Consider the following 12,655-nt stretch of genomic DNA (forward strand, 5'->3'; position numbering starts at 1 on the left):
CGACCTCGGCTAAGGTCGATGGTCGTCGCGGCGGGCGAGGGCGAGGCACCGTAGTCGCTCGGCCGCCCCGGTGGCCCGGGTGAGCGCGGTCCTGACCTCGGCCGCCCCACGCCCACACTTGATCATGTAGAAGAGGAAGAGGTTGATCGACGCCACGGACAGGGCGTACACGTACACGTCCTGCAGCGCGCCCTGGTAGACCGCGAGGCCGATCGTCCAGACGATCCCCGCGTAGAACAGCGAGGTCGGCGTCCACTCCGCGAACGACGCGAGCCCGGTGACCTTCGCGTCGCTCGACGGCACGGTGCTCAACCCCCGTCGACGCGCATCCGTGAGGGCACGCCGGGCGAACAGGAGCGTCGCGCTGTTCGTGAACAGTGACAGGCTCTGGCCGATGGCGCTGTTGATCGGCCAGAGCCGAGGGTCGTAGAGCACGATCGGCAGCACCAGCGCGGCACCGGTGACCGTCTGTATCCGGATGGCGAACTGGGCGAGGGCGGCTCGGATGGTGAGTCCGCCGGCCAGCCAGCCGGCGGCCAGCGGATTCATGCCGGCGAAGATGTTGTGGTAGTACTTCGCGGACACCATCGCATACGTCAGACCGACCAGCAGGGCGGGCGCGTTCGCCTCGATGTCCGGCATCGAGTATCCGGGAGCGCGCAGCGAGTCGAGGACCGGGAAACGGTCCTCCGAGCCACCGACCATCTGTTGCAGCGCCTCCACCAACCGGTTGCCCCAGGACCAGTCGAGCTGCCGGACGATCCAGATCAGGGTGATGGAGAACGTCACCGCCCAGGCCACCGAGGAGAGCCAGGACCAGGCCAGCAACCGGGCCGCCGCGAGGGCTGACGAGCGACTGGCGGCACCCGGCTCACCCCGGCGGGTCCGGTAGATGCGGCGCAACTGGCCGGGGGCTCCGGCGAGCGGCCGGAACAGTCCGAGGGTCAGCCGGGTCTGGAACAGCTCCCAGGTGCCACGGACCAGGTGGCCGTCCGTCGGCGGCGTCCGGGCCGCCTCGGCGTCGAGTTCGGCGGTGAAGGCGGCGTGGAGTCGGGCGTACCGGGAGATCTCCGGTGCCGGTCGCCGTTCCTGGTCGCTTGCGGCGTGCTGCCCGGTGGGTGCGGCGTCCGGAGAGAACAGCAGCAGCCGGTGGTCCGGGTGGGTGTCGATGAGGTCCTCGATGAACCGGGCCAGCAGCGGCGCGTGGGCGTAGAACTCGTCCGGAACGACATCGCCCGGTTCCCCGCCACCGAACATGGTCAGCAACTTGCCCAGCGAGTAGACGTCGGACTTGTCACCGGCCGTCCCATCGGCCTTGACCTCGGGAGCGACGAACTGTCCGTCCGGGCCTTCGAGCGCGCCGAAGGCGTACGTGTACAGGTAGTTCGCGCCGATGTCGATCAACCGGAAAACGGGCCGGCCGTCCCGGTAGGTCACCATGATGTTCGATGGAGCGAGGTCGCCGTGCCCCCGCCGGGTCGGCTCGGCGGGGTGGTTGTCGGCGTTGAGGAACCGGTCGAGCTCCGCGAGCGCCAGGAAGGCAGCCGTGCCGTAGTCCCGCAGGTCCGCCAGGAGCACGAACCGGTCGACCGAGGCTTCACCGAGGCCCTGATCGTCGCCGGGAGTCGCCCGCCGTCCGGGCCGCACGCGTCGAGCGGTACGGCGTCGCGCGGTGCGCTCCCGCCACACCTCGTGCAGCCCACGCCCGGCGACGAAGTCCATCAGGATCCAGCTGTGCGAGCTGGCCCAGACCGCGACCAGGTGTTCCGCCTGGACACCGGCGAGATCGTAGAGCCCGGCGTATGCCCTGGTCGTGCTCGCGATGCGCGGGATCCGCAGGTACGGGTAGAGGATCAACTTGAGAGCGAACGGTCGACGCAGCCCGCCCCGTCGGGTGCCGGACCCGCGCAGGATCATCGAGGTGGTGCCGTGTTCGTGGAACTCGAGGGTGTCGAAGTCGATCCCGTCGGCCCACTCGGACTCTGCGATGGCGTCCTGACCGCCCTCGTCCGGCAGCGGTCCGGCGACCGGTCGGTACAGTTCGCGGATCGTCTCCCGTACCGGCCGCTGTCGGACGAGGCGCCCGCACACGCCGGGACAGTCGTGACCGGGCGGGGGCGCGTCGCCGTCGACGGCACCCGCCCGGGCCGGTGCGGTGGCGGTCCGGCGGTCACTCGACTCGGCCAGGCCGGTCAGGGTGATCAGCAGCAGGGCCAGAAATCCGACCGTCTGCCGACGCGGTACCGGAAGGTCGGCGGCACCGTCGGCGAGCCGGTCGCAGTGCCGCGCCAGACCGTCGAGGACTGCGGTCCAGCTGCCCGGGCGGAACCGGTCGTCGAAGGACCGCCGGTCGAACGGAACGTCCCGCAGCAGAGCCCGCCAGGAGGCCAGGTCGTCGGCCGTGGGTCGGTTCGTCGCAGTCGTCCGCCGTGCGCCCGCCGTCTCTCCGGCGGCCGTCGCACCGCTGGCCGGCAGCAGCAGCTTCGCCAACCGGTCGAGGTCCGGCCCAGCCGGGCCGGGCGGTCGGGAGAGCTCCTCGACCAACTGATCGAGGGTCGGCCGGGCGGCCATCAGCGCTGGTCCACGACCATCAGGCGGGGCACCGCGTGCAGCCGCCCCGACCGGAGCAGATCCGCCGGCCGTCCCTCGACCGCGCAGTACATCAGGGAGTACGCCCGGCGCGCCGCGCTGATCAGCAGGTGCGAGCGCAGTTCGTGCCGCTTGACCTCGGTGTCCTCCGGCAACGGGGCGAGGTCGAGGACGTACGGCGCCAGGCGGCTCGCGACGTCGCGCCGGGCGGTGAGGTCGACCTGGTCGCGGAGCCGTTGCCGGACCGACGCCAGGTAGGCGGTGCCCAGCCCTTTCTTGATCTTCTCCAGGTAGCGGTGGGTGTACCGGTGCTGCAGGCCGAGCCCGCCGTTTCCGCTGCGCATGGGACGGGTGCTCAGGGAGAGTACGTGGGTGCATCCGTCGCGCAGCGCAAGCCGGAACGGTAGGGCGGTGACCACGCCACCGTCGAGGGCCCGCCAGCCCCGGAACTGCGCCGTTCCCCGTACGGCGATCGGCAGCCAGGCGGAGGCGAGCAGCGCGGCCTTGAGGTCGGTGCGGTCGGTGAAGTCGGATATCAACCGGGTACGAATGGCATCGACATCGGTAATAGCCACATGAAGTGGGGTATCGGCCGCCAGAACACGATCATAGGCGAGCGGCTTGATGATCTCCACGACCTCGCCGAACGCGTAGTCGAGATCGAGGACGTTCCCGCCACGGAGGCCGCGGGCGAAGTCGATGAATCGGCGGCTGGTCAGATCGTCGTAGTAGATCGAGACGGGGTACCAGGTCCCGCCGGCGAGGAAATAGGCGCTGTTCACCGCGCCGGACGAGCATCCGTACACCGCGTCGAACGCGTCGCTGAAACCCTGGTCCTCCAGTGCCGCGAGCATCGAGGCGGAGACGACTCCCCGCATCCCGCCACCCTCGACGGCGAGGCCGACCTTCGCCGTGTCACCGTGATCGCGGGCACCGGGCCGGCTGCCGGAGGCGCGCCGCTTCCGGATGATCTCCAGTACCGGGTGTTCGGCGTCCCAGGGCTGGGTGGCGATGGCGTCCGGCGACCCGCCCATCTCTCAGCCGACCTTCTCGGCGAGACGTGGACCGGCGGGTTCGGCGAAACGGAGACCGGCGGGCGACACCATCGACGATGGACTCACTCTATCGATGTTGCCAGTAGGTGGATCTGTTCGGCAAACGCGAATATTCGCAGATACCGGAGACGAGGTGAGGCCGCCCTGGAATTGATCTTCGAATTCGGCGTCCCCTTCGTGAAGAATACTCTGATGATCCGCCGACGGGGACCTGATGCCACAGGTGCATGCTGATGCACCTGTGGCATCAAGCTCGACAGGTACCCCGATCCGGTGAGGTGATGCCCGCGTCCCGGTTGGCCTCTGCCGGCCGTAGCTAGGACGTTGCGGCCTGACCGGAACGGTTCGGCGTCGTGGCAGGCTGAACGTACTCGATCAGCTCAGCGAAGACGTCGGGGTGCACGATCCGGGTGCCGAGCCGCCGGGCGGCCGCCGACTTGTTGGTCGACGGAGCCGAACCGTCGGTGACCAGGATCGCGGTTCTGCCCGACACGGATCCGGTGACCCGCAGGCCGACCGCTCTCGCCCGGCCTTCGAGGCGGGCGCGGACCAGATCGTCGCAACCAGTGAAGGCGACGCCGTCACCGAGGCGTAGCGGCTCGCCGTGCGGCCAGTTCGTCGGGAGCGGGCGGCAGAGCTGCCCCCGCTGTTCGTCGAGGGCGGCCCGGGCGTCGTCCAGCACGGTCTTCACGATCTTCTCCGGCAGCCCGAGGTGCCCGGCGGTAGCGAGCAGTTCCTGCCGTTCGTCGCGGGTGACCGTACCGTCGGCGACCGCCCGGTGCGCCAGCGCGAGCAGGAACCCCCGGTGTGCGGCCTCGACCTGGGGCCGGGTGAGCGAGTAGGCGCCGGCGAGGTCGGCCAGGGCGGCGGCCTCGTCCTCGGTGAGCACGCCGTCCTCCAGCACCTGGGCGAGCAGTTCCAGGTACGCGGTCGTACTCGTGGCGACACCTGGCTCGACGGCCGACGACATCGGCAGATCGTCGAGCAGGGCGGCGAGCGCGCCGGGTGGGGCCGGCACGGCGGCAGGGCCGGTCGCACGCCGGTGGGCCACCTCGACCGGCAGTCGTGGAATCTGCGGCCACTCGACGTGAACGGCACTGGCGGGCACCCGGATGTGGCCAGGCCGCCCGGAGTGGCCGGCGTCGCTGGCAAGGTACGACCGCAGCAGCGCGGCGCTTGCCCGGGCATCCGCCAGCGCGCAGTGTGCGTCGGTGAGCGGTACGCCGATCTGCTCGCAGCAGTCGGCCAGCCTGCGACGGTGCAACTCGGGGAGGTAGGCCCAGCTCGTTTCCAGAGTGCACAGATGTGGGCAGGCGGGTATCGTCCAACCTGCCCTTTCGTACTCGCTGGCGAGGAAGGCAAGGTCGAACCGCGCGTTGTGGGCAACCAGGGCGCGGCCTGCGAACCGGGCGTTCAGTTCCCCGATGATCTCGCCGAACCGTGGCGCTCGCCTGACCTCCGCAGCGGTGATGCCGTGAATCCGGGTGGCGCCGACCGGTCCCTGCGGGTCGACCAGCGTCGTCCACTCGTCGACGATCTGCCCGGACAGGTCAGTGGCGACGACGGCCACCTCGACCACCCGGTCCCGCGACGTGGACAGGCCGGTCGTCTCGACATCGACCACCGCGAAACCGACAGCGGACGGCGCGGAGCGCGGCCGGGGAACCAGAGCGGTCGCGTTGGGCCCGAGTCGACGTCCGTCCGGCGCCGGGTCGTTCCCGCTGACACGTCGCCAGATCTTGTTCAGTACCTCCACTGCGGCTCCTTCCGGTCGGAGAAGGGCCGCATGTTTCCGGCGAACTCGAGGTGACCGCAACGCGACGCGCGGGGGGTCGGTGCGATTCCCGACGAACGGGGTGACCGGGCCACCCGTCCGCCTACCTCGGGCCGGCGGACGGGTGGCCGATGAGGACAGAAGTCCACCGGCAGCCGGTACGGGCGCGCCGTTGAGCCCGTACCAGCTGCCGGTCCGCCGCCGGGACCCGGCGGCGCGTCGGTGACCCGCGACGACTGCGGGGGTGGCGTCAGCGCCGGTCCACCGCGCCGGCGGGGGAGAGGTGCCGGGCGTACGCCTCGGTGGTGAAGAACGCCGGCAGGTCCTCGCCGAGCGCCGTCTCCTCGACGATCCGGGCCGCCCCCTCGGCGCGGTCGCGGTCCGGACCGTCCCGCCCGTCGACCAGGTCGGCCAGCTCCTCGGCGAGCAGCGACCGGACCAGGTCCTCGGTCACGCACCCGCCGTCGGCCAACGGGGTGCCGTGGTGCAGCCACTGCCAGACCTGACAGCGGGCGATTTCGGCGGTCGCCGCGTCCTCCATCAGGTTCCACAGCGCCACCGCACCGGCACCGCCCAGCCAGGCGTCGACGTACCGCAACGCCACCGCGACGTTCGCGCGCACCCCGGCCACCGTCACCTGGCCGGGCGTCTTGTCCACCGCCAGCAGCTCGGTCGCGGTCACCGCCACCTCCTCGCGCAACCGGTCGACCTGGTGCGGACGCTCGCCGAGCACCGCGTCGAAGACCTCCCGGCAGGTCGGCACCAGGCCCGGGTGGGCCACCCAGGAACCGTCGAAGCCGTCGCCGGCCTCGCGTTGCTTGTCCGCCCGCACCTTGCCCAGCGCGGCCTCGTTGACCTGCGGGTCCCGGCTGGGGATGAAGGCCGCCATCCCGCCGATGGCGTGCGCGCCGCGTCGGTGGCAGGTCCGCACCAGCAGTTCGGTGTACGCCCGCATGAACGGCACCGTCATGGTCACCTCGGCACGGTCCGGCAGCACGAAGTCCGGCCATTGCCCGAAGTTCTTGATCACGCTGAAGATGTAGTCCCACCGGCCGGCGTTCAACCCGGCCGAGTGCTCCCGCAGCTCGTACAGGATCTCCTCCATCTCGAACGCGGCGGTGATCGTCTCGATCAGCGTGGTCGCCCGGATGGTGCCCTGTGGCAGGCCGAGCCGGCGCTGGGCGAGGACGAACACGTCGTTCCACAGCCGCGCCTCGCGGTGGCTCTCCAACTTCGGCAGGTAGAAGTACGGCCCGGCACCGGCGTCGAGCTGTCGGCGGGCGCAGTGGAAGAAGTACAGCCCGAAGTCGACCAGGCTGGCCGAGATCGGCCGACCGTCCACCACGATGCCCTTCTCCACCAGGTGCCAGCCGCGCGGACGGACCACGATCGTCGCGAGGTCGTCGCCCAGCGCGTACCGCTTGCCGCGCTCGTCGGTGAAGTCGATCCGCCGGTCCAGGGCGTCCATCAGGTTCAGCTGCCCGCCGATCACATTGCGCCAGGTCGGGCTGGTGGCGTCCTCGAAGTCGGCCAGCCACACCTTGGCGCCCGAGTTCAGCGCGTTGACGGTCATCTTCCGGTCGGTCGGTCCGGTGATCTCCACCCGCCGGTCGAGCAGCCCGGGTGCGGGCGGGGCGACCCGCCATGTCGGGTCGGTGCGGATGTGTTCGGTCTCCGGCAGGAAGTCGGGCAGCTGGCCGGAGGCGTACCGGGCCCGCCGGGCGCGGCGGGTGTCCAGCAGCGCCACCCGCCGGGCGGCGAACTCGCCGTCCAGGGCGATCAGGAACTCCAGCGCCTCGGCGGTGAGCACCTCGTCGAACCGGTCGGCCATCGGACCGAGAATCTCGTACCTCACGCGAACTGCTCCTCCTCGGTCGAGCCGCGCAGCGCGGTGGTCTCGCCGGCCGGGTTGAGCACCGTCGAGATCAGGTCGAAGTAGCCGGTACCCACTTCCCGCTGGTGTTTCACCGCCGTGTAGCCGGCGGGTTCGGCGGCGAACTCGCGCTCCTGCAGCGACACGTAGGCGCTCATCCCGTCACTGGCGTAGCCGCGGGCCAGGTCGAACATCGAGTAGTTCAGCGCGTGGAAGCCGGCCAGGGTGATGAACTGGAACTTGTACCCCATGTGGCCCAGCTCCCGCTGGAACTTGCCGATGGTCGCGTCGTCGAGGTGCTTGCGCCAGTTGAACGACGGCGAGCAGTTGTACGCCAGCAGCTGGTCCGGGTACTCGCGCTTGATCGCCTCCGCGTACCGGCGGGCGATCTCCAGGTCCGGGGTGCTGGTCTCCATCCACAGCAGGTCGGCGTGCGGCGCGTAGGCCAGGCCCCGGGCGATGCACGGCTCAATGCCGTTGCGCACCCGGTAGAAGCCCTCGGCGGTGCGCTCACCGGTGACGAACGGCCGGTCCCGTTCGTCGATGTCGGTGGTGAGCAGGGTGGCGGCCTGCGCGTCGGTGCGGGCGATGACCACGCTCGGCACGCCGGCCACGTCGGCGGCCAGCCGGGCGGCTTCGAGGGTACGGATGTGCGCGCCGGTCGGGACCAGCACCTTGCCGCCGAGGTGGCCGCACTTCTTCTCGGCGGCCAGCTGGTCCTCCCAGTGCACCCCGGCCGCGCCGGCCGCGATCATCGCGGTCATCAGCTCGTACGCGTTGAGCACGCCGCCGAAGCCGGCCTCGGCGTCGGCCACGATCGGGGCCAGCCAGTCGGTGGCCGGGCCGCCCGCGCCGCCCGGCCCGGCGCTGTCGGGTCCGGCGCCGTCCGCGCCGCTCTCGGCGGTGCTGATCTGCGCGGCCCGCAGCAGCGCGTTGTTGATCCGGCGGACCACCGCCGGCACCGAGTTCGCCGGGTAGAGGCTCTGGTCGGGGTAGGTGTGCCCGGCAAGGTTGGCGTCGGCGGCCACCTGCCAGCCGGACAGGTAGATCGCCTTCAGCCCGGCCCGGACCATCTGCACCGCCTGGTTGCCGGTGAGCGCGCCGAGGGCGTGGACGTAGTCCTCGCTGTGCAGCAGCTGCCACAGCCGCCGGGCCCCGTGCCGGGCCAGGGTGTGTTCCTCGGTGATGGCGCCGCGCAGCCGCACCACGTCGGCGGGGCGGTAGCTGCGCCGCACCCCGTGCCAGCGCGGGTCGGTGTCCCATTCGTGTCGCAACTGATCCACTGCGCCCGGCACGGTCTCCACTGCGGTGTGCATCGTCGTCTCCTTCGGGTGGCGTGCGACCAACGGTCACATGCCGTCGTCGACTGGTCGAGAGACGGAAGAAGCCAATTATTGAAAAGTCGTCGGCCCATTTTGCCAACTTGCGAAAGCACCTCTTCGCAGCCCTGCTAATGCTGGCCTGGTGCGTGTTAACGTGGGCGGATCGCAGCGGAGACGAGCGTGGAGGTGAGGGCGATCGCCAAGACCTTCGCCGGTGCCAGACTGCGCCGGATGCGCGAGGACCGGGGAATCAGTCAGACCGAGTTGGCCCGGCAGCTCAACATATCAGCGAGCTATCTCAACCAGATCGAACACGATTCCCGGCCGTTGACCGTCGCGGTGCTGATGCGGATCACCGAGGTCTTCGGTGTCGACCCGACCAGCTTCGCCCCACACGACACCCCGCGACTCGTCGCCGGGCTGCGTGAGGCGCTCGGCTCCCGCACCGGCATCGGCGACCTGACCGAGTTCGCTTCCCGGCTGCCCGAGGTGGCCGAGGCCGTGCTCGACCTGCACCGCCGCTACCAGCAGGCCGACGAGCAGCTCTCCGAGCTCGTCGGCGACCGGGAGCGGATCGGCCACAGCCCACACGACCAGGTGACCGAGTTCTTCTACCGGCGGCAGAACTACGTCCCGGCGGTCGACGAGGCCGCCGAGCGGCTGTCCGACCAGATCGGCATCCGCCGGGGCGAGGCGCGGGCGGCGCTGCAGGACCGGCTGGCGCAACGGCACGGCGTACGGATCTCCCGCGACGACGCCGACTCCCTCGGCGGCGAGCTGCACCGCTACCGGCCGCAGACCCGCACCCTGCACCTGTCCACCTCGCTGCGACCCGGGCAGGAGGCGATCCGGATGGCCGCGCAGATCGCCCTGCTGGAGTACGCCGACGTGATCGACGAGATCATCGAGGAGGAAGGGTTCGGCGACATCCAGACGCAGATCCTCACCCGGGTCGGCCTGGCGAACTACTTCGCCGCCGCGCTGATCCTGCCGTACGAGCGGTTCCTCACCGCCGCCGAGACCCGCCGCTACGACATCGACCTGCTCACCGAGCACTTCGCGATGGGCTGGGAGACGGTCTGCCACCGGTTGAGCACCCTGCAGCGGCCCCGCTCGCGCGGGGTGCCGTTCTCGTTCGTCCGGGTCGACCGGGCCGGCAACATGTCCAAGCGTCAGTCGGCGACCGGGTTCCCGTTCTCCCGTACCGGCGGCACCTGCCCGCTGTGGAACGTCTACGAGGCGTTCGGCTCGCCGGGCCGGGTGGTCACCCAGGTCGCCGCGATGCCGGACGGCCAGCGCTACCTGTGGATCGCCCGGACCGTCATCCGCCACCACGGTGGCTACGGTCAACCCGGCAAGGTGTACGCGATCGGCCTGGGCTGCGAGACCCGCCACGCCGGTCGGCTGGTCTACTCGGCCGGGATGGACCTGCAGGCCGCCGACGCCGCCACCCCGATCGGCCCCGGCTGCAAGACCTGCGAACGGATGACCTGCCCGCAGCGGGCCGCGCCACCGATCAGCCGGCGGCTCGACGTCGACGAGAACCGCAGCACCTTCATCCCGTACCCGCTGCGGGACTGATTCCGGTCCCGCAGCGGACACGGCGCAGACTCAGGAGACCCCGACCCGCTGCCACTGCTGGTTGCCGCCGGTGCCGCAGGTGTACTGGATCACCCGGGCGCTGTCGGCGGTGGAGTACCCGGCGACGTCGAGGCACTTGCCGCTGTGCCGGGCCACGATCCGCTGGTAGCCGGAGCCGGCGTCGACCAGTTGCCACTGCTGGTCGGTGCGGCCTGCCTGGCAGGCGTACTGGGCGACGGCGGTGTGGTCGGCGGTGGCGCCGTTCGACACGGTCAGGCAGCGGTCGCTGTGCCGGGCCACCAGCTGGTGGTAGCCGGTGCCCAGGTCACGCAGTTGCCAGTGCTGGTTGCCGCCGTTGTGGCAGCCGTACTGGGCGACGCCGGCACCGTCCGTAGTAGACTCGTTGAGCACGTCGAGGCACTTGCCGCTGTGCCGGGCCCGCAGCGTCTCGTAGGCGTACCCGCCGCCGATGCCGGTGACCTGCCCGGTGGCGGTGTCGACGCTGACCTGCGGATGCCAGCTCATGCTCAGCGACGTGTTCGACGGAAAGGTCAGCGGCAGCCAGACGTAACGGGACTCGTTGACCCGGCCACCCCAGGCGCTGGCCCAGCGGTCACCGAGGTACAGGTACGAGGTCGTGGCGGTGCCCTGCACCGGCAGTACGTAGGCCGGCTGGGAGCCATAGGTGATGCTGTCGCCGAACGCGGTCGGCGCGGTCCAGGTGCCGGTGACGCTGGCAGCGGTGGCGTACCGGGCCTGGTTCGGCTGCCAGCCGGTGGCGCCGGAGGTGACCAGGAAGTAGACCCCGTTGCGTTTGAACATGGCCGGCGCCTCCCGGTAGTTGCCGGGCCACAGGGTCTGCACCAGGGCGACGACGCCGGTGTAGTCGGCGGTCAGCCGGTAGATGTTCAGGTCCGCGTTGACCCGGGTCGAGGAGATCAGGTACGCGGTGCCGTCGTCATCGCGGAACACGGTCATGTCCCGTGAGTCGTAGCCGAGCGGCCGGAAACTGCCCAGGTACGTGTAGTTGCCGTCGACGGTGTCTGAGGTGGCCACCGCCACCCGGGCCTGGCCGTAGTCGACGCCGTTCTCCCAGTGCATCCAAAGCACGTACTTGCCGGTGGCCGGGTTGTAGAGGATCTTGGGTCGTTCGATGTTGGCGACGGCGAGCTCCGGGCTGCTGGACTGCCGCAGCACGTGGTTGCGCAACTCCCAGGTGCGCAGGTCGGTTGACCGGTAGACGGAGACGTACCGAAAGGTGTGGTCGTCGTGGCGGTTTTCACCGAACCAGTAGTAGTACCCGCCCACCTTGATCATGCCGCCGCCGTGGGCGTGGACGCCGGCGCCGGTGGTGTCGGTGAACTGGGTGGCATTGGTGACGGTGACCGGTGCGGCGGCGGCCGGTGGGGCGGCCAGCGCGAGCGCGGCGACCAGCATGAGCGGGACGGACAGGGCGGCGCAGGCGGTGCGGACCAGGCGCCGCCGCCAACGGCGGGGGTGTTCCCCGGGGCGGGGTGCGGCAGGCATCGGCTGCCTCCTTCGGGGTGGCTGGGTGTGGCGTCGCGGACGTACGGCACCACGTGTGTCGATCCAGACTAGGCGTAAAAGCGACATGAATCGATGCAATGGTTCGCCGGTCACCTGTGGATCGTCGTACGGTCGTACCGACCGCCGACCGCCGACCGCCGACCGCCGACCGCCGACCGCCGACCGCCGACCGCCGATCCTCGACACTTGACTCTCGACCTCGACCTCGACCTCGATCCTGACAGGAGCACCTGGTGTCCGACGCCCCGAAGACCGCGACCACGGCCGAGCCACTGCACCCGCTACTCGCCGACCGGTGGAGCCCGCGCGCCTTCGACCCCGAGCACCGGCTCACCGACCGGCAGCTGACCGCGCTGCTGGAAGCCGCCCGCTGGGCACCCAGCTGCGGAAACAGTCAACCCTGGCGGTTCGGCGTGGTCCGCCGTGGCGACGCCGCCCACGCCAGCCTGCTCGCCGCTCTCGACCCGGGGAACCGGGTCTGGGCGCACGCCGCCGCCGCGTTGATCGTGGTGGCCGCGCAGACCGTCGCCGACAGTGGCGCGAGCCGCCCGTGGGCCGCCTACGACACCGGACAGGCGGTCGCGCACCTGTCGATCCAGGCCCAGCACGAAGGGCTCGCCGTGCACCAGCTCGCCGGCTTCGACGCCGACCGGGTCGCCGCGCTGCTGCCCACGGCGGCGCTCACCCCGCTGGTCGTCGTCGCAGTCGGCCGCCGGGCGGTCACCATCGAGCTCGACGAGCCGCTCGCCACGAGAGAACGCGCCGCCCGGCACCGGCTGCCCGTCGCCGACCTGCTGCTGTCGGTGCGCCCGGCGTCGGTGCCCGACCCGGCGTAGCCGTCACCCCGGTTGACCTGGGTGGCTAGCATTTCGCGGGACCGGTGCGCCGAGCTGGCCGAGCCGGGCGCCGACTG

General features: G+C 70.9%; 8 protein-coding genes. 2 read left to right on the top strand and 6 right to left on the bottom strand.

Going from position 1 to position 12,655, the window contains the following annotated elements:
* Positions 1-9: 9 nt before the first annotated feature.
* The 5 genes from ACN27J_RS00930 to aceA all read right to left on the bottom strand — a co-directional run bounded on the left by ACN27J_RS00930 (position 10) and on the right by aceA (position 8,607).
* On the bottom strand, positions 10-2,571 hold the full coding sequence (locus tag ACN27J_RS00930) for a hypothetical protein (RefSeq protein WP_421362395.1): 2,562 nt from the start codon (positions 2,569-2,571) through the stop codon (positions 10-12).
* Positions 2,571-3,623 carry a patatin-like phospholipase family protein gene (locus ACN27J_RS00935; protein ID WP_421362397.1) on the bottom strand — a complete coding sequence of 351 codons (1,053 nt, stop codon included), beginning with the start codon at positions 3,621-3,623 and terminating at the stop codon, positions 2,571-2,573. Before ACN27J_RS00935 ends, ACN27J_RS00930 begins: the two co-directional genes overlap by 1 nt.
* A gap of 337 nt (positions 3,624-3,960) precedes the next feature.
* Entirely contained in the window at positions 3,961-5,400 is a 1,440-nt protein-coding gene (locus tag ACN27J_RS00940) for an exonuclease domain-containing protein (RefSeq protein ID WP_421362400.1), read from the bottom strand.
* Between the two features lie 268 nt (positions 5,401-5,668).
* Positions 5,669-7,273 carry a malate synthase A gene (aceB, locus tag ACN27J_RS00945; protein WP_421362403.1) on the bottom strand — a complete coding sequence of 535 codons (1,605 nt, stop codon included), beginning with the start codon at positions 7,271-7,273 and terminating at the stop codon, positions 5,669-5,671.
* Positions 7,270-8,607 carry an isocitrate lyase gene (gene aceA / locus ACN27J_RS00950; protein ID WP_421362406.1) on the bottom strand — a complete coding sequence of 446 codons (1,338 nt, stop codon included), beginning with the start codon at positions 8,605-8,607 and terminating at the stop codon, positions 7,270-7,272. The genes aceB and aceA overlap by 4 nt, the downstream gene beginning before the upstream one ends.
* 186 nt (positions 8,608-8,793) lie before the next feature.
* On the opposite strand from aceA, the gene ACN27J_RS00955 reads away from it, so the two are divergent.
* Positions 8,794-10,194, top strand: coding sequence for a short-chain fatty acyl-CoA regulator family protein (locus ACN27J_RS00955; RefSeq protein ID WP_421362409.1), 1,401 nt, complete (start codon positions 8,794-8,796; stop codon positions 10,192-10,194).
* 30 nt (positions 10,195-10,224) lie between these two features.
* On the opposite strand, the gene ACN27J_RS00960 is transcribed toward ACN27J_RS00955, so the two are convergent.
* The gene (locus ACN27J_RS00960; RefSeq protein ID WP_421362412.1) at positions 10,225-11,721 is read right to left on the bottom strand and encodes an RICIN domain-containing protein; all 1,497 of its coding nucleotides are present in this window, start codon (positions 11,719-11,721) and stop codon (positions 10,225-10,227) included.
* Positions 11,722-11,975: 254 nt separating this feature from the next.
* On the opposite strand from ACN27J_RS00960, the gene ACN27J_RS00965 reads away from it, so the two are divergent.
* Positions 11,976-12,578, top strand: a complete 603-nt coding sequence (locus tag ACN27J_RS00965; protein ID WP_421362415.1) for a nitroreductase family protein — start codon at positions 11,976-11,978, stop codon at positions 12,576-12,578.
* The last annotated feature ends 77 nt before the right edge of the window (positions 12,579-12,655 follow it).

It is taken from the genome of Solwaraspora sp. WMMB762, from assembly GCF_049179115.1.
Classification (GTDB): Bacteria; Actinomycetota; Actinomycetes; order Mycobacteriales; family Micromonosporaceae; genus Micromonospora_E.